Origin of the sequence: Anabaena sp. FACHB-1237 (genome assembly GCF_014696225.1) — a bacterium.
In the GTDB taxonomy this organism is placed as follows: domain Bacteria; phylum Cyanobacteriota; class Cyanobacteriia; order Cyanobacteriales; family Nostocaceae; genus FACHB-1237.
The window spans coordinates 18,873-40,668 of the sequence record NZ_JACJPV010000029.1 but is presented as its reverse complement, the minus strand read 5'-3'; the positions used below and the strand labels follow the sequence as shown (position 1 = coordinate 40,668).

General features: G+C 34.2%; 28 protein-coding genes and 3 pseudogenes. 15 read left to right on the top strand and 16 right to left on the bottom strand.

The window, feature by feature from the left end; translation table 11 throughout:
- Window positions 1-61 precede the first annotated feature (61 nt).
- Complete coding sequence (locus H6F32_RS14415) at window positions 62-349, bottom strand: DUF1778 domain-containing protein (protein WP_190370007.1); 288 nt, start codon at window positions 347-349, stop codon at window positions 62-64.
- Between the two features lie 147 nt (window positions 350-496).
- On the opposite strand from H6F32_RS14415, the gene H6F32_RS14410 reads away from it, so the two are divergent.
- A complete protein-coding gene (locus H6F32_RS14410) occupies window positions 497-964 on the top strand; it encodes a DUF29 domain-containing protein (RefSeq protein WP_190370006.1) in 468 nt (155 codons plus the stop codon).
- Between the two features lie 18 nt (window positions 965-982).
- Here H6F32_RS14410 and H6F32_RS14405 read toward each other — a convergent pair whose 3' ends face one another.
- Window positions 983-2,608, bottom strand: a complete 1,626-nt coding sequence (locus H6F32_RS14405; protein WP_199294583.1) for a hypothetical protein — start codon at window positions 2,606-2,608, stop codon at window positions 983-985.
- Between the two features lie 579 nt (window positions 2,609-3,187).
- Between H6F32_RS14405 and H6F32_RS14400 the strand changes: the two genes are divergently transcribed.
- Window positions 3,188-3,460 (top strand): helix-turn-helix transcriptional regulator, encoded by a 273-nt coding sequence (locus tag H6F32_RS14400; RefSeq protein WP_190370005.1) that lies wholly within the window; start codon window positions 3,188-3,190, stop codon window positions 3,458-3,460.
- Window positions 3,442-4,149 (top strand): NB-ARC domain-containing protein, encoded by a 708-nt coding sequence (locus H6F32_RS14395; protein WP_313926645.1) that lies wholly within the window; start codon window positions 3,442-3,444, stop codon window positions 4,147-4,149. Before H6F32_RS14400 ends, H6F32_RS14395 begins: the two co-directional genes overlap by 19 nt.
- On the opposite strand, the gene H6F32_RS14390 is transcribed toward H6F32_RS14395, so the two are convergent.
- The 4 genes from H6F32_RS14390 to H6F32_RS14375 form a co-directional block, all read right to left on the bottom strand.
- Window positions 4,141-4,284, bottom strand: coding sequence for a hypothetical protein (locus H6F32_RS14390; RefSeq protein WP_242031140.1), 144 nt, complete (start codon window positions 4,282-4,284; stop codon window positions 4,141-4,143). The two genes, H6F32_RS14395 and H6F32_RS14390, sit on opposite strands and share 9 nt — an antisense overlap.
- A 2-nt stretch (window positions 4,285-4,286) precedes the next feature.
- On the bottom strand, window positions 4,287-4,502 hold the full coding sequence (locus H6F32_RS14385) for a hypothetical protein (RefSeq protein ID WP_190370004.1): 216 nt from the start codon (window positions 4,500-4,502) through the stop codon (window positions 4,287-4,289).
- Between the two features lie 163 nt (window positions 4,503-4,665).
- Complete coding sequence (locus tag H6F32_RS14380) at window positions 4,666-5,130, bottom strand: hypothetical protein (protein WP_190370003.1); 465 nt, start codon at window positions 5,128-5,130, stop codon at window positions 4,666-4,668.
- Between the two features lie 122 nt (window positions 5,131-5,252).
- Window positions 5,253-5,828 (bottom strand): Uma2 family endonuclease, encoded by a 576-nt coding sequence (locus H6F32_RS14375; protein WP_190370002.1) that lies wholly within the window; start codon window positions 5,826-5,828, stop codon window positions 5,253-5,255.
- A 213-nt stretch (window positions 5,829-6,041) separates the two neighbouring features.
- On the opposite strand from H6F32_RS14375, the gene H6F32_RS14370 reads away from it, so the two are divergent.
- The 6 genes and pseudogenes from H6F32_RS14370 to H6F32_RS14345 all read left to right on the top strand — a co-directional run bounded on the left by H6F32_RS14370 (window position 6,042) and on the right by H6F32_RS14345 (window position 8,226).
- On the top strand, window positions 6,042-6,203 hold the full coding sequence (locus H6F32_RS14370) for a DUF29 family protein (RefSeq protein ID WP_242031139.1): 162 nt from the start codon (window positions 6,042-6,044) through the stop codon (window positions 6,201-6,203).
- A 74-nt stretch (window positions 6,204-6,277) separates the two neighbouring features.
- Window positions 6,278-6,520 (top strand): DUF29 family protein, encoded by a 243-nt coding sequence (locus H6F32_RS14365; RefSeq protein ID WP_395939617.1) that lies wholly within the window; start codon window positions 6,278-6,280, stop codon window positions 6,518-6,520.
- Window positions 6,521-6,550: 30 nt separating this feature from the next.
- Entirely contained in the window at window positions 6,551-7,012 is a 462-nt protein-coding gene (locus tag H6F32_RS14360; RefSeq protein WP_190370001.1) for a DUF29 domain-containing protein, read from the top strand.
- Between the two features lie 66 nt (window positions 7,013-7,078).
- Window positions 7,079-7,330 (top strand): type II toxin-antitoxin system Phd/YefM family antitoxin, encoded by a 252-nt coding sequence (locus H6F32_RS14355; protein ID WP_190370000.1) that lies wholly within the window; start codon window positions 7,079-7,081, stop codon window positions 7,328-7,330.
- A gap of 24 nt (window positions 7,331-7,354) precedes the next feature.
- Window positions 7,355-7,609 (top strand): annotated as a pseudogene (locus H6F32_RS21250) (helix-turn-helix domain-containing protein); the annotation flags it as partial.
- The gene (locus tag H6F32_RS14345; RefSeq protein WP_313926644.1) at window positions 7,543-8,226 is read left to right on the top strand and encodes an NB-ARC domain-containing protein; all 684 of its coding nucleotides are present in this window, start codon (window positions 7,543-7,545) and stop codon (window positions 8,224-8,226) included. The pseudogene H6F32_RS21250 and the gene H6F32_RS14345, both read left to right, overlap by 67 nt.
- A gap of 117 nt (window positions 8,227-8,343) precedes the next feature.
- Here H6F32_RS14345 and H6F32_RS14340 read toward each other — a convergent pair whose 3' ends face one another.
- The 8 genes and pseudogenes from H6F32_RS14340 to cysE form a co-directional block, all read right to left on the bottom strand.
- Window positions 8,344-8,868, bottom strand: coding sequence for a hypothetical protein (locus H6F32_RS14340; RefSeq protein WP_190369999.1), 525 nt, complete (start codon window positions 8,866-8,868; stop codon window positions 8,344-8,346).
- Window positions 8,869-9,009: 141 nt separating this feature from the next.
- Entirely contained in the window at window positions 9,010-9,552 is a 543-nt protein-coding gene (locus tag H6F32_RS14335; RefSeq protein WP_190369998.1) for a (2Fe-2S) ferredoxin domain-containing protein, read from the bottom strand.
- Between the two features lie 337 nt (window positions 9,553-9,889).
- A complete protein-coding gene (nifT, locus tag H6F32_RS14330) occupies window positions 9,890-10,093 on the bottom strand; it encodes a putative nitrogen fixation protein NifT (protein ID WP_190369997.1) in 204 nt (67 codons plus the stop codon).
- A pseudogene (locus H6F32_RS14325) lies at window positions 10,068-10,356 on the bottom strand (nitrogen fixation protein NifZ). Before H6F32_RS14325 ends, nifT begins: the two are co-directional and overlap by 26 nt.
- A complete protein-coding gene (gene nifV, locus H6F32_RS14320) occupies window positions 10,343-11,476 on the bottom strand; it encodes a homocitrate synthase (RefSeq protein ID WP_190369995.1) in 1,134 nt (377 codons plus the stop codon). Before nifV ends, H6F32_RS14325 begins: the two are co-directional and overlap by 14 nt.
- Before the next feature lie 523 nt (window positions 11,477-11,999).
- Window positions 12,000-12,197 (bottom strand): DUF2949 domain-containing protein, encoded by a 198-nt coding sequence (locus H6F32_RS14315; RefSeq protein WP_190370017.1) that lies wholly within the window; start codon window positions 12,195-12,197, stop codon window positions 12,000-12,002.
- A gap of 151 nt (window positions 12,198-12,348) precedes the next feature.
- Complete coding sequence (locus H6F32_RS14310) at window positions 12,349-12,606, bottom strand: Asr1405/Asl0597 family protein (RefSeq protein ID WP_190369994.1); 258 nt, start codon at window positions 12,604-12,606, stop codon at window positions 12,349-12,351.
- The gene (gene cysE / locus H6F32_RS14305; protein WP_190369993.1) at window positions 12,599-13,330 is read right to left on the bottom strand and encodes a serine O-acetyltransferase; all 732 of its coding nucleotides are present in this window, start codon (window positions 13,328-13,330) and stop codon (window positions 12,599-12,601) included. Before cysE ends, H6F32_RS14310 begins: the two co-directional genes overlap by 8 nt.
- A 1,404-nt stretch (window positions 13,331-14,734) precedes the next feature.
- Here cysE and nifB point away from each other — a divergent pair.
- From nifB to H6F32_RS14280, 5 genes and pseudogenes are all read left to right on the top strand, one after another.
- Entirely contained in the window at window positions 14,735-16,141 is a 1,407-nt protein-coding gene (gene nifB / locus H6F32_RS14300; RefSeq protein ID WP_190369992.1) for a nitrogenase cofactor biosynthesis protein NifB, read from the top strand.
- 162 nt (window positions 16,142-16,303) lie between these two features.
- Entirely contained in the window at window positions 16,304-16,642 is a 339-nt protein-coding gene (locus tag H6F32_RS14295; protein WP_190369991.1) for a 4Fe-4S dicluster domain-containing protein, read from the top strand.
- 122 nt (window positions 16,643-16,764) lie between these two features.
- Window positions 16,765-17,973 (top strand): cysteine desulfurase NifS, encoded by a 1,209-nt coding sequence (gene nifS / locus H6F32_RS14290; protein WP_190370016.1) that lies wholly within the window; start codon window positions 16,765-16,767, stop codon window positions 17,971-17,973.
- 117 nt (window positions 17,974-18,090) lie between these two features.
- A complete protein-coding gene (gene nifU / locus H6F32_RS14285; protein WP_190369990.1) occupies window positions 18,091-18,993 on the top strand; it encodes a Fe-S cluster assembly protein NifU in 903 nt (300 codons plus the stop codon).
- Window positions 18,994-19,195: 202 nt separating this feature from the next.
- Window positions 19,196-19,630 (top strand): annotated as a pseudogene (locus tag H6F32_RS14280) (AAA family ATPase); the annotation flags it as partial.
- 287 nt (window positions 19,631-19,917) lie between these two features.
- Here H6F32_RS14280 and H6F32_RS14275 read toward each other — a convergent pair.
- Window positions 19,918-20,430, bottom strand: coding sequence for a hypothetical protein (locus tag H6F32_RS14275; RefSeq protein ID WP_190369988.1), 513 nt, complete (start codon window positions 20,428-20,430; stop codon window positions 19,918-19,920).
- 36 nt (window positions 20,431-20,466) lie between these two features.
- Window positions 20,467-20,832, bottom strand: a complete 366-nt coding sequence (locus H6F32_RS14270; RefSeq protein ID WP_190369987.1) for a hypothetical protein — start codon at window positions 20,830-20,832, stop codon at window positions 20,467-20,469.
- Between the two features lie 164 nt (window positions 20,833-20,996).
- On the opposite strand from H6F32_RS14270, the gene H6F32_RS14265 reads away from it, so the two are divergent.
- Window positions 20,997-21,653 carry a hypothetical protein gene (locus H6F32_RS14265; RefSeq protein ID WP_190369986.1) on the top strand — a complete coding sequence of 219 codons (657 nt, stop codon included), beginning with the start codon at window positions 20,997-20,999 and terminating at the stop codon, window positions 21,651-21,653.
- Window positions 21,654-21,796: the final 143 nt, after the last annotated feature.

Sequence of the window (21,796 nt, the reverse complement as noted above, 5' to 3'; positions counted from 1 at the left end):
TAAATCATTAAGAGTAATCATCAATGTCATTGGTTGAAGAGGAGACAAATTAAAAAAGTAATTACTTTTCCCAAGGTGGAATTGTCTGTATTGTTTTGCGTAAACGCTCATTAGGTAGGGGTGCTGCATCTAATAAAGCAATAAATTTTGCATAAGCCTCTGGTGTCACCATAAAAATTTTTTGGTCTAGTAAAGTTTCCTCCGCAGCATTTCGCGCAGCAGCCAAAATAAAATCAGTTCTATTTTTACCTTGTAATTTGGCCGCCATATCTATTAAATCACGTTCTTCTGGCTTAATGCGTAAATTTAGGGTGTTACGCACAGTGGTATTTTTGGTTTTATTAGTCATGGTGGATTTTTTTGGGCGTAATTATTGATTAAATCATTTTAGCATATTGTAATGACAATGACATTACAATAGTTGGTGAAAAAATCGCTATTTCTGGTAATAATTAAGTTACAATAGTAGAAACAATGAATAAAATAGACCTAAAATATGTCTAATAAACTATATGATAGCGATTTGCAATTATGGATTGAGCAAACAATTCAACAATTACAAAATCGTGAATTTACATCTTTAGATATTGAGAATTTAATTGAGGAGTTGGCCGATTTGGGTAAGTCAGAGAAAAATACACTCAGAAGTAATATTAAAATCTTATTAGCTCACTTACTCAAATTAAAAATTCAGCATGATGTACCCGACTCCATGAAAACAAGTTGGTATAGTTCTGTGGTAGAACATCGTCAACGGGTTTTAGATAATTTAGCAGATACTCCATCTTTGAAAAGTTTTTTAATAGAAGCAGTAGAAAAAGCCTATCCTGATGGGCGAAAATTGGCAATTAAGGAGGGTAAATTGGCTAAATTAGGAGTTCGAGTACCGGAAGAAAGTGAGTATCCTATAATTTGTCCCTTTGGGATTGAGGAAATTTTGGATGAGGATTTTTATGGGGTATAATAGTTGTAGTATGTAATTTTATAGATTACGCTGAGGATTGGTATTAAGGAGTTCTGGCTCTTCAATACCCAATTCATTAAGAATTTGCGAATGTTCATCTTCTGTAATTTCTAATTCTTGCCGCATTTGCTGGAATACTTCTAAACTGCCGGAGTAGTTGACGAAGCCCTCTTCCATAGCTTCTCGCAAAACTCCTTTATAAACTTGATATAGTTTATCTTTTGTGAAACCTGGTAATACTTTTGCTAATATATAGACTTCATGGGTATTTAAGTCTTCAATAGAACGCCCATCTAAAAATTTTGGGAGATTGATCTGTAGTTTTTCTAGTTGTTTTCGGAAACGATTGGCCACACTTTCTCGTGAATAAATATCTGGGTTGCGTGACCAAGTTTTGTAAATCCAAAGTGTACTAAGTAATACTAATACTAGATCATAGATATATTGTATCCATAATGGCAGTAATTGAATTAATGGGCGACCACTAAAAATAAAAAAGAAATTGAAAATGCTAAAAGTACAAAGGGTAAAAATCCGATGTCTAATTGTATCTGAAGAAATATTGAGATTATGACGACGACTATAAGCTTTTGCTTTTTTTTCTGCAAAGCGTCCTAAGACATAAGCGATCGCTGTAAACATTGAAAGTGTCATCGGTACTGCAATTATTTTGGGTATGTTAATTGTCTTTCCGAAAATATAAAATCCAGGTTTAAATAGTGAGGTAAGTTGGTCTGTTTGCCATGCCCAAGCACCAGAGAAGTAATATTCCCAATTACCTGCATATAGGTAATAATAAATAAAATAGCCGATAACTAAACCGACATAACCGTAACGTAAAAATGATGCTTCAGGTTTTTTCAAGTCAGCCCAATAAGCCTGTTCAGAATCAATATCAATGCAAGGATTTTGGCAGGCGACACAAGCACTTTGTTCTTTGCCGTCTGGTAATGTAATGCGGCACATTGATTGAGTAATGAGTTGATCACTTGTATGAGCTTGACTGGTGAATAATCCACTAGGTTCGCTATAAATCTTTTGTGGGATAGCCATTGGACAAAAGTAATTACACCAAGACTTTCCACTATATAAATAACCAACGGTAATAGCAAATATAATTGTCAATAACAACCATAATATCAAAACTAAACGATCTGCATTGAAAAATAAAATCCGACCACATAGCCCTGCAAAAAGCCATGTAAACTGTACATAAGAGTAATTTTTTCCCAACCAGGAATCTGGTTTAACTCTCACTAACTCATAACGTATTTTCCCTGTCTTGGGATTCTCCCGTTTCAACTGACGCTGCCAGCCCAAGGCACGGGGAATTTGTGATATGAAAGATAGAGGACAAATCCTGCGCCACAGTTCATGTCCAAAAACAAGTAAAATGAAGACTGAAATCGGAATAACTGCCCCCCAAAATAATGTAGTTCCCAGGGGATAGGGTTGCTGTGATAGGCATTTTCCTTGTACCTGAATACAGTTATTAGTCAGTCGTAGTGGACTCCAGATTTGCTCTGGTTCAGTTAGTATGGGAGTCCAAGGATCATATAACAAAGATATAATTAATCCTATCCATGCAATTGTTAAAAACAATCTTATCAAGTGCATTCGACGTTCAGATGTGCTGAAAAACATAAATTTATCTCACTAATTTATATTTTTTTAAGGCTTATGTGAGTTCGAGGTTGAAAGAAAGCAATCTCGTTCGTAACATTAGAACTTGCTGCTCAAGTGAAGTCTGAAACACTTAAAATGACTGGGGCATTTTTAACTCACCTAAGGAATTTGTTTATTAAAAATATAGATTTTTATCCCACATTCCGCACCCTGGGGTGTCACATGGTATTATCACTTAATTTTCTCTTGATTTTTGGATATAAATTATGCCTTGCTGGCATCCTACCTCCGTTAATTTTTTGATAATTAGTATACAATATAACCTCATGTTATCATAAAAAATGGTAAAAACCGATTGTGACAGTTGAGAGTGCGGAAGATAGATTTTATGTCTATATTTCTTAGTAATTAAGCAATAATACTTAACATTTTTCTAGTCTATCCAACCCTGTACCAACTTCTGTACTGAGAAATACTGATTTGTTACCGACTTATTACAGACTTATTACCGACTTTTCTGAAATTAAATTAATAGAGACAAACAAATATACAATCGAAAATATACTCTTATGTAAAGCAAATAATCGAAAAATACCAATGCCCAGATCACTATGTGTTCATAATAACTACATTAATAAAGTTAAGATAGCAGTTACACATAATGGCTACCCAAGCCAAAGAGCCTTAGCCTATGATACAGGGTTATCCCTAACCACAGTTAGCAATTTCCTTACAGGTAAACCCGTCGCTTATGCAAATTTTGAAGAATTATGTCGCAAATTAAACCTCGACTGGCGAGAAATTGCCGCTACCAATGAGGATGTAACTTCTACCCCCCCGCATACCTACAAATACGTAAAAAAAAACTAAATATATCCAGTCGAGACTGGGGAACAGGAATTGATATTTCCACATTTTACGGACGCAACGAAGAACTGATACAGCTAGAATCATGGATTTTACAAGATAGCTGTCGCTTAGTATCATTATTAGGGATGGAAGGAGTCGGTAAAACTACTTTTGTCACGCACCTCGCAAAACAAATTCAGGATCAGTTTAATTACGTTTTTTGGCGTTCACTACCGACAGTCCCGTGTTTTGATACTATGCTGAATGATTTGCTATCTTTATTCTCCCATCACAAAGAAACCAAACCCGATATTAATAAAATTATCCATTATTTGCGTGCCTATCGCTGTTTAATTATCTTAGATAATGTAAATATTGACCATTTTGAGTATATTCAATTCATGAAAATAATTACTGAATCTCATCATCAAAGTTGTATTATTTTCACTAGTCGAGAACAACATCAAGAAATTACTTTTTTGGAATATTGGCTATCATCTGTACGTTGTTTAAAGTTAGACAATTCACCAGAAATACCCTTTTCTCTGATAGAATCAAAATCACTACAAGGAAGTGATCAACAAAAGTATGATTTATGTAATTTTTGTGATCATAATCCTTTGAAAGTTAAACAAGTTATTATTTCTATTATTGATTTATATGATGGTGATATTGGTAAATTTTTAGAAGAAAATACAATGTTATCCTAATCCATATTTTATTTCCATCACTGTTAAAGATGAAATAAAAATATCCGTAGGAGAAATTGATTTAAGTTGCTTTAATGTATTTTGTTCCCCCTTGACAAAATCACTAACTACGCAAGTATCGAGTAAATAAGCCATGATTAAAATTCTATTTCTTTAGGTGGTAATAGTTCGTCTCGATAAGATTCAAAGATGATATTTTCTGTTATACCTTGATGGTGGATAATCATTTCTGGCCAAGCAGTGGGTTTAGTTGGTAAGAATGTCACAAAAACATAACTTTCAGTAATTCCTTGGGGTATTTCAGAAAGTTTTATTTGTCCGTTTTTATAGATTCCTTGGATGGTTTGTAACATAGGTTTTTCTCATGATTACATTTTAATTATTTTAACATTATAGTAGGGGTAAAGCGCAATGCTAAACCCTTACACATCCCGTCAATTACAAGATACTTTCAGTGGGTTTAGGGTCGTACTTGACGGACAGTTGATCAATAGCTGTCAATACACCGCATTATGATCACTGCACAGTATAAAATACTGAACTTGTATTTGAATAAAGTTCTTTCAAAGTGTAATTATGTTGTGTATTGCAACCGAAAATATCTAGCATAACTAATGAACTATCCGCACCAGTTTGATTCATCGCTCTCAAGTTTATTCCTTGATATCTTGCTCCATCTATATATGTGTCAGTAGTCACTGGTGTCCAATTTACAGCTTTCGGTATAACCAATTTTAAAAGTCTCCCATCATCCATTAATACTGTTTCTTGAGTTCTTTTAATTATTCCACCACTGGCAATTTCTCTAAATATCATCCCTCTGGTTAATGGTGTGGGTAATTGATTTTTAGGAATTACTACGGGTTTGAGATAATTACTATGATTGATTTGATGGTTTTGATGTGCAGGATTAGCAAATGTGGGAATTGTTATTAACGTGGTTAATGATAGAATTGTAGTTAATAAAAGAAGGTTTTTCATGATTTTTGATTAGCATAATATGACAATGATTACTTGTTGATGACGTAGAGTAATGTTAAATTGTTTCCTGTGTGTATGAAATTTTACTCAAATTGGCAAATTAATATTGTACTTTCTAATTTTTACCCAGGAAATACTTTAGATAAGTCCAAAATTAAATCAGGAAAACATGGTAATTTAACCGATTCATGAGGTAATAAAATTAATTTATGACGATAATCAAAATTTGCCTGTGCATCTTGATAAGGTTGACTGTAACACTCTAAACGATAATTAATTAAATTGAAAATCCAATAATTAGAAATTCCTGCTTCTGCATAAAGAGGTAATTTTACTTCTTGATCATATTTTAAAGTGGAATTAGAAACTTCAATTAAAAGTAATATATCCGATGGTTGGGGATGACTGGAAAGATAGTTATCTTTAACTTTTCTGACAATGGTTACATCTGGTTCTGGTTCACTGTGATCAGCAATAATAATAGGTTGTTGTCCTCTAACCATAGCACGACCTAATAAAAGCTGAATTAATTCTTGACATAATAGTGTTTCACAAACACAATGTGATGTACCTTTTGCAGCCATCTGAATTATTTCACCCCTAATTAATTCTACTCGCTCATCTTCTCTAAAGAAGCTAAGTTCCGCTAGACGGTGATATTCAGATATGGTAAAGCGTTTAGCAGTAACTACAGTCATAAAAGTTACAGAAATATAGAGCCATTTTGATTATAACTGTTTATATTACCATATTGCGTTAAAATTTTATAGTAGATAAAATTATCAAAATAGTGTGATAAAATCAAGTATGAACAGTAATTATTTATGCTGAGAATTTAATTTTTTTTAGCACTATCTTCACTGATAGAATCACGTAAATCATTAAGAGTAACCATTAATGTCATTGGTTATTTGGGTAAGTCAGAGAAAAATACACTCAGAAGTAATATTAAAATCTTATTAGCTCACTTACTCAAATTAAAAATTCAGCATGATGTACCCGACTCTATGAAAACAAGTTGGTATAGTTCTGTGGTAGAACATCGTCAACGGGTTTTAGATAATTTAGCATAGGACTTACGCAAGTGTCACACTAAAAAATCTGTTGTAGGGTGCGTCAGACAGTATAAATCATGTAAATAACCAAATTGTTGATATCTGACACACCCTACCAATGTGCCAGTTGCGTAAGTCCTGTAGCAGATACTCCATCTTTGAAAAGTTTTTTAATAGAAGCAGTAGAAAAAGCCTATCCTGATGGGCGAAAATTGGCAATTAAGGAGGGTAAATTGGCTAAATTTGGGGTTCGTTTACCGGAAGAAAGTGAGTATCCTATAATTTGTCCTTTTGGGATTGAGGAAATTCTGGATGAGGATTTTTATGGAGTATAATGAAATTATATTATTTCTTGAGGTAAAAATATGCAAACTTTCAGCACAAATAGCTTAATAAATTTACAAAATTTATATAAATCAGACTATTTAGCTTGGTATGAAATGACCTTGGAACAAATAAAAAATAATCAGTTAAATGATGTAGATTTAGATAGTTTAAGTGAGGTTTTAGAAAATTTCGTTAAAGATACTAAACGCAGTGGAGAAAGTTATTTAAGACAAATTATCATTCATTTACTATTAATTGAATATTGGGAATTAGAAAGCATAAATCGTCGTCATTGGGCGGCGAAAATTGTGAATTTTCGTAGTGAATTAGAAACCGATATGACTACGAATTTAAGAAAACATCTTGATCAAGAAAAAGAAAATAATTATCAAAAAGCTATTAAATTAAAGAAAAATACTTTTCCTGATCAATGTCCTTATACTTTAGAACAGTTAATTGATGATCATTGGTTTTCTGATACTATGAATATTGAATTTTAATTAGGGTTTGTAAAATTTGCCTAAACCCGCTATACTTGTACAATAAAAAGTACAGGTTCGCCGCCAATGAAAATTATCTCTTTTAGCGAGGCCAGAAATAGTCTGAAAACAGTTTTAGACCAGGTGACGGAAGATGCCGACTATACAATTATCACTAGACGGGATGCTGATGATGCGGTGGTGATGTCCCTGGAGTTTTTTAATAGTCTCATGGAGACTGTGCATTTATTGAAGTCTCCAGCAAATGCAGCCCATCTAGAACGTTCCATTGCTCAATTTAAGCAGGGGAAAGTGGTGCAGCGAGATTTGTTAAATTGAGCAGCAGAGTTAGCTGTAAAAGCCTTAGCTTATGATACAGGGTTATCCCTAAGCACAGTTAGCAATTTCCTGACTGGTAAACCTGTTAGTTATACAAGCTTTGAAGAACTGTGTCGTAAATTAAATCTAGATTGGCAAGAAATTACTACCAGTGTTCAAGTAATATCTACCCTCCCCCCCGCATACGTACAAATACGTAAAAAAAACCAAATATATTCAATCAAGACTGGGGAACAGGAATTGATATTTCCACATTTTACGGACGCAACGAAGAACTGATACAGCTAGAATCATGGATTTTACAGGATAGCTGTCGCTTAGTATCATTATTAGGGATGGAAGGAGTCGGTAAAACTACTTTTGTCACGCACCTCGCAAAACAAATTCAGGATCAGTTTAATTACGTTTTTTGGCGTTCACTACCGACAGTCCCGTATTTTGATACTATGCTGAATGATTTGCTATCTTTATTCTCCCATCACAAAGAAACCAAACCCGATATTAATAAAATTATCCATTATTTGCGTACCCATCGCTGTTTAATTATCTTAGATAATGTAAATATTGACCATTTTGAGTATATTCAATTCATGAAAATAATTACTGAATCTCATCATCAAAGTTGTATTATTTTCACTAGTCGAGAACAACATCAAGAAATTACTTTTTTGGAATATTGGCTATCATCTGTACGTTGTTTAAAGTTAGACAATTCACCAGAAATACCCTTTTCTCTGATAGAATCAAAATCACTACAAGGAAGTGATCAACAAAAGTATGATTTATGTAATTTTTGTGATCATAATCCTTTGAAAGTTAAACAAGTTATTATTTCTATTATTGATTTATATGATGGTGATATTGGTAAATTTTTAGAAGAAAATACAATGTTATAAGATGATGTTTTAAAAGGGCGAATATAATTCGCTACTACACAAACAAAGTCCACCTGCGTGGACTTTGTTTGTGTAGATGTGATTTCTAATCGCCAATTATTCTATTGACTATTGACATTATTCAGCGCTATTTTTTAATTGATTCCATGCTTTAACAACATCATCTAATTTATTTGGTAATTGTGATTGAGAAATATCATTATATTGTGTTGTGCTTGTTTTACCGGTTAAGGTATAGGTAATATAATCAGCAGCGCCACTAGCTACAGGATAACTCAATCTATTAAATTTTTTTAAGTTGGATTTTCTCAGTAATTTTTCAAATTGTCTAACTTGTGCTAATGAAACTTTTTTCACACTTCTTTGAGAGTCGTTAGCATCTCCTATTACTACTTTTAAAAGTCTGCCATCATCCATTAAAACTGTTTCTTGAGTTCTTCCAGTTATTCCACCACTAGCAATTTCTCTAAATATCATTCCTCTGGTTAATGGTGTGGGTAATTGATTTTTAGGAATTACTACGGGTTTGAGATAATTACTATGATTGATTTGATGGTTTTGATGTGCAGGATTAGCAAATGTGGGAATTGTTATTAAAGTGGTTAATGATAGAATTGTAGTTAATAAAAGAAGGTTTTTCATGATTTTTCATTAGCATAATATGAGAATGATTAATTATTGATGACGTGGAGTAATATTAAATTGTTTCCTATGTTTCCTAATTGCATAAAACAAGATCCCTGATTTCTTAAATAAGTCGGGGATCTAATGGGGATTTGATGTTCAAGAAAAATGATTTTCTAGCAAGGATGCTATACTTTCTGGATGCATTTTTTTGTATTGTTTTTTTCCTACTTTTAATACACAATTTGGTGCGCTTCCACAGCGTTTTTGACAGTCTGTATGTTCTATTTTTACTTTATGCAGTAATCCGCGATCGCACAATGTTTTCTCTAAGTCTGATAATAATCCTTGACCACCTTTTTTCATACATCCTGATTTTTGACACACCATAATTTTCGCTTCTTGATTTGGCGAAATACGATTTTGTAAAGGACAAAAACCCACTGGATGAATTTGATATGCTTGCAGTTTTAATTTATTGTTACGGGGATTTAATTGACTAATAGCATTAATTCTAATTTGTTCCCCAGGAACTAAAGCAGAAACTAAAGAACAACGTAAATCTTTAGGGATTTTGATTTTAATATTTCCTGCGGGAATAGCTAACTGCAAATGTTTATATCTCTCTGGTTTACTACCAACAAAACCTAAAAATTGTCCTTCAATATTCAATTCCGATAAGGTCAAATATTTCTGATTCATATATCAAACCTGAATGAAATAGAAAACATATCTTTGTAGGGGTTTAGCCTTACTCATTGGTGTGAAATTAAGCTACAGAAGCCTTATTTGTTTAGCTGACAAACCCGCCCAGAAATGAATTTCCGGGCTAATAGCTAAAGTTTACTAAAGTAAACTAAACAATCTAAAAAATTTTCGGGTTATTTAGTCATCTTTAGATGACTTTTGCTATTAGACTGGAAATATGGCTTATGCTACGCTATCATTCCCAGTCAGGCTATGAATTTTACGTTAAGTTAACATTTATGCTGGTTAGCTGCTAAACCCCTAACTTAATATGTCGGGATCTTAATAGTAACTAAGCTAAACGTTTAGCTTCCACTGTCAAAGGTAAACTACTTTTATCTGGTAATTCACTAAATTCTAATTCCCAACCATTTGCTAAAGTGAGAATTTTACCAGCATCTCCATCTGTTTGTTTAACAACTTCTTCTTCTAGGTCTTTTTTAGCGACATAGACTACCAAAGTTCCCGCATCATTCAAACGCAACATTACTTTCATTATTTTTCCTCAGCAGATTCTAGTTCTCTTTTTCGACAGCCGATAATGTACCCTGTATCTAAAAAATGGACAGCGTAAATATAGTATGCTTGTAAAAAAGTTCCTATACTTGCTACATATCCCTCATCACCAATTTTTGCTAATACTTGTCCAATTTCTTTACCTGGAAAAGTACCATCATTTTTGATGAGTTTTTTTATTCTTACTTTTTCACCTATTTCAAAAATTGGTGGTGCATCTATTTCTATTTCATCTCGTTGCATGGGAATACCTTTGTTCATCAACTAAATTTAATAATTCTTCTATGGAAAGGTTGCGTTTTTTTACCGTTGATTGGTGACGCACTAAAGTTAACACAGCTTGGGTTTCTTGATCATCTAAAAATATTCCCTGCTGTTCTAATAGATTAGATAATAAATGTCTTCCTGAATGTTTACCTATTACTAAACGACGTTCCCAACCCACTTCCTCTGGAGAAAATGGTTCATAGGTTTCGGGATTTTTTAAAACTCCATCTGCGTGAATACCTGATTCATGGGCAAATGTATTTTCTCCTACTATTGCTTTCCAGGGTTGCATATTCGCACCACAAGCATTAGTTACTAATTTAGATAGTTCTAATAAATGGCGAGTATCAATTTCTAAATCTACTCCATAAATCAATTTTAACGCCATAATTACTTCTTCTAATGCTGCATTTCCTGCCCTTTCTCCTAATCCATTTACAGTAGTATTAACTGATAATGCTCCGGCTTTGATACCTGCTAAGGCGTTAGCTGTTGCTAATCCGAAATCATTATGAGTATGTATTTCCACAGGTATGGATAATCTGGAAACTAAATGTTTAACTTTTAGGTGAGTTGTGAAAGGATCTAATATGCCCACTGTATCACAAAATCTAAACCGAGAAGCACCTAATTCTTGGGCTAAAAGTGCCACATCTTCTAAAAATGTAGGATCAGCCCTGGATGAATCTTCTCCCCCTACAGATACCCATAAATTATGATCTAAGGCGAAGTTTATACAATCGGTTAGTCTTTGTAAACTGGTGCGCCATTGATTATTAAATTTGGCTGCAATTTGAATACCAGAAACAGGAATTGCTATGTGTATTCTGTCTAAACCACAACGAATTGAAGCCTTAATATCTGATATTACGGCACGATTCCAACCTAGTAATTTAGTCTGTAAATTTAAGTTTTTGATGGCTGTAATGGCGCGAATTTCTTCGCTACCCATAGCAGGAATACCTACTTCTATTTCGGGGATACCTATGGCATCTAAAAATCGAGCGATCGCTACTTTTTCCTCTAAATTAAAAGCAACGCCAGCCGCTTGTTCTCCATCACGTAATGTCGTATCATTAATAGTAACTTGATACATTTTTCACATTCCTTTTCTGGATTTTTTTGTGATTTTGCATCAGGTTGTTCAAAATATCCTGTTTCTGAATCCTGACGGCTATTTGCTTTTTTTGTAAGTATTCAGCTTTTAGTAATCAGCAATTAGCTAATAGAAGTAATAACAGGAATTGAGAAATTGTAATTTCACTGTTATCTGCATCTATTTCTTTTCATTGTTCATGTTAAAATATTTCATGATAGCTGACGGCTGATGGCTGAATGCTTACCTTTTATTAATTTACGATCCTTAATTATTCCTCAATAATTATCTTTACATCTGTATGCTATCAAACCAAAATTATGTATAATCCATCAGGATTTTTTTGTATGATTTTGATCAGTTTCTATCTGAGTTTATACTATTAAATAGTAATTCATACAACTATTAATAAATCCTGGTAAAAATAACATATTAGTAGGGTGCGTCAGACTGTAAGAATACTGTGAATCAATAAATTATTGATATCTGATGCACCCTACAAATGATAGTTTTGAGTTGATAATTAGGTTTGTTCTGCTAACCAATCAAATATTTTCTCCAATTGTTGTAAATTAACTAAACCATATTGCCACAATAACATCGGTAATGGACCATAATTTAATTCAGGATGTTTTAATGCTACATCAATGTCTTCTTGAGAAATTTGTAGTTCTTTATGCAAAAATTCCAACAATTTCCTATCACTATTACTCATTACAATTATACAAATAAACAATAGTCAAGAATTAATAACTGATAATCAATACTGAATAGTCAATAATTATTAATTCTTTTGACTTTACAATAATTATCTATAAATAGCAAGATAATTTATCACGAAATAATGACTTAATCCACATTTGATCTATATTTCATCTATATTCATAATTACCCCAACATTGTTTTAACCATGTAACTAATTGATCACGAGATGCAAAAAATTCCATTAATACCGTTCTCACAAGAATTACTTCTCGTGTATTATTAGTTTCTATATGTAAATAACCCTGCAAATCACAATAACAACTAATATCTAATTGTTGTAATCTTTGATAAAGATCTGTGCGATCGCTTGGAGGAAGTTGTAATACTTGTTCACTGTGAAATGCACAATTTTCAAATTCATACATCGTTTTGTTGATGATTTTTCAGGGTTTGCATTTGTTTTTCTAATTCCTCAATGCGCGAAACTAAAGTACGAATTACTTCCGCTTCCACATCAGGTAATTTACCATGTTCTAAATGTGCAACTTTCACATTTGGTTTACGAGAGACTATTCTTCCAGGAATACCAACCACAGTAGCATCCGCAGGAATATTTCTTAACACAATTGAACCCGCACCAATTCGCACGCGATCGCCAATGTGAATATTTCCTAATACCTTAGCTCCCGCACCAACTACCACATTATTACCTAAAGTGGGATGTCTTTTACCAGTTTCCTTACCAGTTCCTCCTAAGGTAACACCTTGGTAAATGAGAACATTATCGCCGATAATTGCCGTTTCTCCAATTACCACCCCCATACCATGATCAATAAAAACACCCTTACCAATTTTTGACCCTGGATGAATTTCAATACCAGTGAAAAATCTAGTTAAATGAGAAATAAAGCGAGGAATGAAACTCACTTGACGACAATATAACCAATGTGCTAAACGATATAAACATAAGGCATGAAATCCGGGATAACAAAATATGACCTCTAACCAATTTCTAGCAGCAGGATCACGCTCAAAAATGATGCGAAAATCACTTATTAACGTTGTCCATATCCCATGAAAACCTTGAAAATCGTGATCCTTTTGATTTATAGTATCAGCATGACTGACACTTTTTAAAGACTGGTGCATTGGTAATCTCAGATGAAAATGACCTTTTACTCTTTCTGCTTATATCAGATACTTATTCATCCGCTATTTTCAACCATGTAGATTAAATATATTGAATTTATTAACTTTGTACTCAATAGCTGAAAACCCCTATTTAAAACAACTTTAATACAACTTAATAATTTTTATGGGGTAGAGGTACTAGCATTTTCTAATATGGGTACTGGTATTTATCAAATAAGGTAATAGACTTTTTGTACTCAAAATAAATTGGTCTAATGTCCATATTATCAATACTTGACATCAGATAGGAGATTAAATATTAAGTTGTACTCATGAGAGAAATTTAAAGTCAGCTATTAGTTGAGTAATTGGTAATTTCTCCCCTTTACTGTTCTCTACTGGTCTCTACTGGATGTACTTATAACTACTACCAATATTCTATAGTTTTGTGAGTCAAACAACCGGATTCTTTATTTTATTTTCCAAGATCCCCGACTTCTTAAACAAGTCAGGGATCTGAACCTATCAACTTCTGAAAAGTCCAGGATTTTATTAACTAATGAAATTAATTGACAATTAACAAATCTTCAAAATTACCTCAAATCTTCCAGAACCTAGACAGGATAAAGAATAGATGAATTTAACAATAAATATTAAAAAAATATAAATTAGATTTTTTCTCAAAAAACAATGATATGGTATATACATAAATAGAATTTTGCATTTTTTTGGAGTAGTAAGACTTACTTACTTGAGCTTTCCATCTCAAATATGTAATCAAATTTAGATTTTATAAAGGTTTGAGTACAGAGAAATGTAACGGCAAAATAACAGATAAATAGCTCAAATGCTGATGATAACTAAATTATAAATGAGTACAAAGAAAACTTGAACCCCCAACTATAAATACTTGAACCCCAACTGAAAAATACTAGTACCTCATCCCAAAAAAAAACTTTTGAATTTTGTTATAGTTGCAAATCAAGGAATTGAAGATTTGAGTGCAAACATAATAAATCCAATAAATTCTATCCTGACAACCCAGAACACTCCTAAAAAAACCCCTGCTATAAATCATTTATCGCCAATCACTTAACGCTCCTTAACAAAGAGTCAAAAGTGTTAGGGGCGGGTTCTCCCCGCCCGTGAGGGATGAAATAGCGCTATATCTGAACTAAATTGACTAAATTGAAGTTGCGATTATACCCAAAATCATCAAACTGATGGAATTTTGGCTAGAAGAACAATTATCAGGGTAATTATGAACTAATGATAACACTCTCAAATTAAGAGAACTTTATGTTTGTCTATGTTCTGCCTGTACTTTATTGAAAGCAACTGACAGTTATATAATTCATCAGATATAAGTGAATATCAACCTCTCACAGTGGTTATCCAGTCCACCGACCCTTGCGAAATTAAATGACACTATCTAGTACACAAACCATTAAACCCGCTAAATCTGGTGGTTGCGGTTGTGATAGCACCACAGCACCGGAAATGGATGAAAAACTCAGAGAGCGCATCGAGAAACATCCCTGTTACAGTGAAGAGGCACATCATCACTATGCAAGGATGCACGTGGCAGTCGCTCCTGCTTGCAATATTCAATGTAACTATTGTAACCGCAAGTATGACTGTGCTAACGAAAGTCGTCCGGGAGTAGTTAGCGAATTATTAACACCAGAAGAAGCTGCCCATAAAGTGTTAGTAATTGCGGGAAAAATTCCGCAAATGACAGTTTTAGGAATAGCTGGACCTGGTGATCCTTTAGCAAATCCCGAAAAGACATTTCGCACCTTTGAGTTGATTGCAGATAAAGCTCCAGATATTAAGCTATGCTTATCAACAAACGGCTTAATGTTGCCTGAATATATTGATCGCATTAAAGAGTTAAATATAGATCACGTTACTATCACCCTGAATACTATTGATCCAGAAATAGGCGCGAAAATCTATTCTTGGGTACACTATAAACGCAAACGTTATAAAGGAATTGAAGGTGCAAAAATTCTGCTAGAAAAGCAGTTAGAAGGGTTACAAGCTTTAAAAGAAGCTGATATTTTATGTAAAGTTAATTCGGTGATGATTCCCGGAATTAATGATCAACATTTGGTGGAAGTTAATAAAAAAATTCGTGAGCATGGAGCATTTTTACATAACATCATGCCACTAATTTCTGCACCAGAACATGGAACACATTTTGGTTTAATTGGGCAACGTGGACCCAGCGGAAAAGAACTTAAAGAAGTTCAAGATCAATGTGCTGGTAATATGAAAATGATGCGGCATTGTCGTCAATGTCGAGCCGATGCAGTAGGATTATTAGGAGAAGATAGAAGCCAAGAGTTTACTAAAGATAAATTCATGGAAATGTCTCCCGAATATAATTTAGAAACTCGTCAAGAAATTCACGAAGGAATTGAGAAATTTAGAGAGGAGATCAAACTAGCAAAAGCTAAGGTACAAAATGCTGAACCAGTTGTTAATAGCCCTAAGATTTTAGTGGCAGTAGCAACAAAAGGAGGCGGACTAGTAAATCAACATTTCGGCCATGCGAAAGAGTTTCAAGTGTACGAAGTGGATGGTAAAGAAGTGAGATTTGTAAGTCATAGAAAAATTGACCAATATTGTCAAGGAGGATACGGCGAAGAGGCAACAGCAGAGAATATAATGAAAGCGATCGCAGATTGTCAAGCAGTCTTAGTTTCTAAAATTGGTAACTGTCCTAAAGAGAAATTAGAAGCAGTAGGAATTAAGGCTATAGAGGCTTACGACGTAATCGAAAAAGTTGCCTTAGAGTTTTATCAACAATACGTCAAGGAATAGGTAATAGGTAATAGGAAAAAATAGGTGACAGGTAACAGGTGACAGGTGACAGTATTAGTGGCAAATATTTTATAAATCATCAATCACCAATCACCAATTACCAATTACCAACTACCCATCACCAATTACCTATTACCAAATTACCATCAAGGAGAAATAGTTATGGCTTACAAAATCACAGCAGAGTGTATTTCCTGTAAACGTTGTTTGTCAGTTTGTCCTAATGGTGCAATCACAATGGTAGACAATCAGCACCACATTGATGCGAAACTGTGTACAAACTGCGCTGGTAGTATTCATACTGTACCTCAATGTAAAGCCGTTTGTCCTACCTATGATGGTTGTGTGGAGGAAACTACTGACTATTGGGAAAGTTGGTTTAAAAAATATAATCAACTCATTGCCAAATTAACAAATAAACAAGATTATTGGGAATGTTGGTATAAAACCTATTCTCAAAAGTTTTCGGAACAATTGCAAAAGAATCAAGTAATTATTTAGGTAGCAGGTGATAGTAAATCCCGAATATTGTAGGTGTTTAGCATTGCTAAACCCTCACCAATTACTAATCACCAATTACCAATTACCAAATTATTCATACTTTATAATTTCTTATGTCAACTATGCTAAAAGATTGCATCTATCTGGATAATAATGCCACTACAAAGATAGATCCCTTGGTACTTGAGGCAATGATGCCTGTTCTCACTGATTATTATGGTAATCCTTCTAGTATGCACACTTTTGGTGGCCAATTAGGTAAAAGTGTGAAAATTGCTAGACAACAAGTTGCTAATTTAATTGGTGCTGATGAGTCAGAAATTGTCTTTACCAGTTGTGGTACAGAAGGTGATAATGCGGCCATTCGTGCTGCTTTATTAGCCCAACCAGAAAAACGCCATATCATCACTTCCCAAGTAGAACACGCAGCAGTTTTAAATGTTTGTAAACAATTGGAAACTCAAGGGTATCAAGTAACATATTTGTCAGTAAATAATCATGGACAAATTGACTTGAATGAATTAGAGGCTTCGATTACTGGAAATACAGCTTTAGTAACAGTAATGTATGCCAATAATGAAACTGGAACAATTTTTCCCATCGAAGAAATTGGTGCTATAGTTAAAGAATATGGAGCAATCTTTCACGTTGATGCAGTGCAAGCGGTAGGAAAAGTACCCTTAAATATGAAAACCAGCACCATAGATTTATTAACTATGTCTGGTCATAAAATTCACGCTCCCAAGGGTATTGGTGCTTTGTATGTTAGACGTGGAGTAAGATTTCGTCCCTTCTTAATTGGTGGACATCAAGAAAGAGGACGCAGAGCAGGTACAGAAAATGTTCCCGGTATTATCGCATTAGGAAAAGCGGCAGAGTTGGAACTTTTACATTTGGAACAGACTAGAACAAAAACTAAACAATTACGCGATCGCCTGGAACAAAATTTACTTGCTAAGATTCCTGAATGTCAAGTTAATGGTGACGTAAAAAATAGATTGCCTAACACCACAAATATTGGTTTTAAATATATTGAAGGTGAAGCGATTTTGTTACTATTAAATAAACATGGAATTTGTGCTTCTTCCGGTTCTGCTTGTACTTCTGGTTCACTTGAACCTTCCCATGTTTTAAGAGCAATGGGTTTACCTTACACCACTTTACATGGTTCAATTCGCTTCAGCCTTTCTCGCTACACAACAGAAGCAGAAATTGATCAAGTAATAGCAGTAATGCCAGAAATTGTGGAAAAGTTGAGAGCTTTATCTCCCTTTAAAAATGATGATGCTGGTTGGTTACAACAGCAAGAACAAACATTAGTAAATCGGTAATTAGTTAATGGGTAATAGGTAATAGTGAAAATCATTAATTACCAATTACCAATTACCAATTACCAATTACCAATCACCAATTATCAATCACCAATTATCAATTAACAAGAATTAATTATGTGGGACTACACAGAGAAAGTATTAGAACTATTTTACGATCCTAAAAATCAAGGCGCGATGGAAGATACTCATGAAGTTGGTATTAAAATTGCCACTGGAGAAGTAGGAAGTATTGCTTGCGGTGACGCTTTAAGATTACATTTGAAAGTTGAAGAAGCCACCGATAAAATATTAGATGCACGTTTTCAAACCTTTGGTTGTACTAGTGCGATCGCTTCTTCTAGCGCCTTAACAGAAATGATTAAAGGTCTAACTTTAGATGAGGCTTTAAAAGTCACAAATAAAGAAATTGCGGCTTATTTAGGTGGCCTACCTGAAGCAAAAATGCACTGTTCTGTCATGGGACAAGAAGCATTAGAAGCAGCTATTTATAACTATCGTGGTATTCCATTAGCTGCCCATGATGACGATGATGAAGGTGTCCTAATCTGTAGTTGTTTTGGAATTAGTGATGCTAAAATAAAGAAAGCCATCCAACAAAACAATCTCTTCAGTGCCGAACAGGTAACAAATTATGTAAAAGCTGGTGGCGGATGCGGTTCCTGTTTAGCGAAAATTGATGATATAATCAAAGAAGTTAAACAAGAGTTGGCTAAAGAGAAAATTCATAACCAAAGCGAATTAGCCACAAACCAATCTTCTCAATTAGGACAACAAAAACCATTAACTAACGTCCAAAGAATTGCCCTAATTCAAAAAGTATTAGACGAAGAAGTCCGACCCGTTTTAATTGCCGATGGGGGAGACGTAGAACTATATGATATTCAAGGCGATAAAATTCAAGTAATATTAAAAGGTGCTTGTGGTTCATGTCCCAGTAGCACCGCTACATTAAAGATAGCCATTGAATCAAGACTCCGCGAACGTATTAGTAAAGACATCATTGTGGAAGCAATTTAATTGTTAATTAAGTTAATTCACCAGTGACAATTGACCAGTAAAAAATCATTCTTCTAACCCAATAAACAACCATGAAAAAGATGACAAATTCCGTAGAGCGATCGCCCCCATAGCGACGTTCTATAGACCCTCACTGCCGTAGATAGAAGGCGTGAGATATTCCCAAAACAAGTAAACCACTAAATACTAGGAAAACGGAACAATGAGCGACGAAAATATTAGACAGATAGCATTCTACGGCAAGGGCGGTATCGGTAAATCTACCACCTCTCAAAACACCCTAGCTGCTATGGCTGAAATGGGTCAACGCATCATGATCGTAGGTTGCGACCCTAAAGCAGATTCTACCCGTTTGATGCTACACTCTAAGGCTCAAACCACAGTATTACACTTAGCTGCTGAAAGAGGTGCAGTTGAAGATTTAGAATTACATGAAGTAATGCTGACCGGTTTCCGTGGTGTTAAGTGCGTTGAATCTGGTGGTCCAGAACCCGGTGTAGGTTGTGCAGGTCGTGGTATTATCACCGCTATTAACTTCTTAGAAGAAAACGGTGCTTACACAGATTTAGATTTCGTATCTTACGACGTATTAGGTGACGTTGTATGCGGTGGTTTCGCTATGCCTATCCGTGAAGGTTAAGGTAAGTTATTTAGGGTTTTTGATGGTGCAATTGTTTGAGAAATTTCGGTTTTTTGTTCCCTATTTTTGCCCTGGGATTTTTTGGGTAAATGGGGTTTTTGTTTTGTTTTTCTGCTTTTGTTTACCCTATTTTGTCCCTAGTGTCAAGGGGGATACATGATTTTTGATAAATGGGTTACTGATTTTTCAAGAGAGTTCTAAAAGTTGAATGTAAATACACTATCATAATTTCAGCTAATAGCTACCACAACATTGATGGGTATTCAAGCAGATATGATATCACTCTACTTTTTTGGGAATGTCCTATAAGTTAAATCCCAATTTCTATTCGGCATTGCTGTAAAGTCTTCTCGACAATTGCGATTAGAGAACTGACGCAAAATTTCACCACTGATATATTGAGTATTCATCAAAAATTTACCAAGATCCAATCGTGAAAATTTTTGATCTTCATACCGACTTTTAACATAATCAGGAAACTGCTGAACTACAAATAGCAGAGTTTCTTTGTCGAGGTTAGATAGATGTTGATAACTTGTATTTACTAGCTTTTTAAAATTATGCCCGTACTGTTTTCGTAAAGTTTCTTCATCAAAACCAAAAGTTATTAAAGCACCTTTTAAAAGTAGCTCAGTTGCAATACAACAGTTTTGGATTACGGCATATTTATTGAACGATCCTAGAAGTGTTGCCGATGCTGCTTCCATCTGCTGTTTTGCTAGATACCACAATTCTACTGTTTTATCTGGTATCTTTCCCATCTGCCCAAGATCATCAAGTCCATACGTAAAATCCATGAGATCGATAACCTGATCTAAGAATGTTAGGGCGGTCTACTGATCATTAAATAACCATCTTTTTTGTATGTCAGGTATATCTATTAGAAAATCTATTGGATTAATTGCTGGTGAACCAAAAATAAGTGGTATCCGTAGAGGAAAAAAGATATCTCGAAACATAAATGTTCCTATATGGATAGGTGGCATTACTAAATCTGTTAAACGATATAGTTCTTTATATATTTGATTTATAGCGTTAAATAGGGGATCATATTCAAGTGTGACACTGCTGCCGGGTTTCAATCGCTGTGTAATCGTTAAGTAAGTATGTAGAGGACGTGAAGAGGGTTCTATCCCTTTTTGAATAAGCTCATCATCTACTTCGATTACAAGTTTCATCAAATCAATTTCTTCTGTCACTTCTGCACTCCGACCAAAAATTTACACTACACATTATAATCGTATATGATGTTGCAGGTAAGTTTTTTCTTACATTTGCTTCGAGAAATTTGATTATATAGGTGATTTTTGGTCTATCCTATTTGTCAAATTAAATTTTTTAGTAAACATGAGGATCTTTTGCTATGTCACTTTTAAAGCTACTACAGACGCTCATTTCCGGTACTCATAATCCTGAATTGGATGCAGCGCGGATAAATCATGACAGCTTGCCTCAAAGCGAATATTTTCAGGGTGAAAAACTTTCAAAAGACCAATTGGAAAGGGATAAACAGATAACTTCTCAAAGAGGTTATCAATTGGGGCGGAGTTTGAGAGCAGCTATCGAAGAACATTACTCTGCTCAAGAACAACAGCGAGTTATTGATAATCTTATGAAAGCAATAGTATACCTTGGTAATAACTTCAGGATATTTCCTGATATGGACTATGAGGATATTTGGTACACAGATTACTATGATCTAATTGAATTAGCGAAAGATATGGGTTTAGGGGATCGTACTTTACCTCACTGGCCTGAAGAATCAAATTTCTTTAATCGCTATCTAGAACTGACTACTTCTGATCTGCTTCAAATATTTCTTGGTTTTTTAGAAGAAGCTTTGCTGGATGAGTATAAATTTGGGGCAGATTTAGATAGCTGGGTTAGGTACTTATTAAGAGAAACCTTAAAATCGAGACAGCGTTTAGCTCGTGAACAACAAAAGCAGGACGAAGCTTTGCGCTTTTCCCTTACAATTTTCAAAACAACTCAGCAGAATAAAAGCAATAACAGTAAGTAAGACATTTGAACGTTAAAAGCTCATCACTTGCTATATGTCTCTAAATGAACTGCTACCTACTATTAATCAACTATCCCAGCAAGACAAATTGCGTCTTATTCATTTCCTATGATTAACCGTAGCAAAAGTAGAATGTGGTAATA

Bases quoted from the DNA above. Each gene is read 5' to 3' on its own strand.
- nifT (WP_190369997.1), bottom strand. From the start codon at position 10,093: ATGAAAGTAATGTTGCGTTTGAATGATGCGGGAACTTTGGTAGTCTAT.
- H6F32_RS14375 (WP_190370002.1), bottom strand. From the start codon at position 5,828: ATGACTGTAGTTACTGCTAAACGCTTTACCATATCTGAATATCACCGT.
- H6F32_RS14265 (WP_190369986.1), top strand. From the start codon at position 20,997: ATGTCACTTTTAAAGCTACTACAGACGCTCATTTCCGGTACTCATAAT.
- cysE (WP_190369993.1), bottom strand. From the start codon at position 13,330: ATGCACCAGTCTTTAAAAAGTGTCAGTCATGCTGATACTATAAATCAA.
- nifV (WP_190369995.1), bottom strand. From the start codon at position 11,476: ATGTATCAAGTTACTATTAATGATACGACATTACGTGATGGAGAACAA.
- nifU (WP_190369990.1), top strand. From the start codon at position 18,091: ATGTGGGACTACACAGAGAAAGTATTAGAACTATTTTACGATCCTAAA.
- H6F32_RS14385 (WP_190370004.1), bottom strand. From the start codon at position 4,502: ATGTTACAAACCATCCAAGGAATCTATAAAAACGGACAAATAAAACTT.
- H6F32_RS14360 (WP_190370001.1), top strand. From the start codon at position 6,551: ATGCAAACTTTCAGCACAAATAGCTTAATAAATTTACAAAATTTATAT.
- H6F32_RS14410 (WP_190370006.1), top strand. From the start codon at position 497: ATGTCTAATAAACTATATGATAGCGATTTGCAATTATGGATTGAGCAA.
- H6F32_RS14340 (WP_190369999.1), bottom strand. From the start codon at position 8,868: ATGAAAAACCTTCTTTTATTAACTACAATTCTATCATTAACCACTTTA.
- H6F32_RS14390 (WP_242031140.1), bottom strand. From the start codon at position 4,284: ATGGCTTATTTACTCGATACTTGCGTAGTTAGTGATTTTGTCAAGGGG.
- nifS (WP_190370016.1), top strand. From the start codon at position 16,765: ATGCTAAAAGATTGCATCTATCTGGATAATAATGCCACTACAAAGATA.
- H6F32_RS14295 (WP_190369991.1), top strand. From the start codon at position 16,304: ATGGCTTACAAAATCACAGCAGAGTGTATTTCCTGTAAACGTTGTTTG.
- nifB (WP_190369992.1), top strand. From the start codon at position 14,735: ATGACACTATCTAGTACACAAACCATTAAACCCGCTAAATCTGGTGGT.
- H6F32_RS14335 (WP_190369998.1), bottom strand. From the start codon at position 9,552: ATGAATCAGAAATATTTGACCTTATCGGAATTGAATATTGAAGGACAA.
- H6F32_RS14355 (WP_190370000.1), top strand. From the start codon at position 7,079: ATGAAAATTATCTCTTTTAGCGAGGCCAGAAATAGTCTGAAAACAGTT.
- H6F32_RS14310 (WP_190369994.1), bottom strand. From the start codon at position 12,606: ATGTATGAATTTGAAAATTGTGCATTTCACAGTGAACAAGTATTACAA.
- H6F32_RS14400 (WP_190370005.1), top strand. From the start codon at position 3,188: ATGCCCAGATCACTATGTGTTCATAATAACTACATTAATAAAGTTAAG.
- H6F32_RS14380 (WP_190370003.1), bottom strand. From the start codon at position 5,130: ATGAAAAACCTTCTTTTATTAACTACAATTCTATCATTAACCACGTTA.
- H6F32_RS14415 (WP_190370007.1), bottom strand. From the start codon at position 349: ATGACTAATAAAACCAAAAATACCACTGTGCGTAACACCCTAAATTTA.
- H6F32_RS14275 (WP_190369988.1), bottom strand. From the start codon at position 20,430: ATGGATTTTACGTATGGACTTGATGATCTTGGGCAGATGGGAAAGATA.
- H6F32_RS14405 (WP_199294583.1), bottom strand. From the start codon at position 2,608: ATGTTTTTCAGCACATCTGAACGTCGAATGCACTTGATAAGATTGTTT.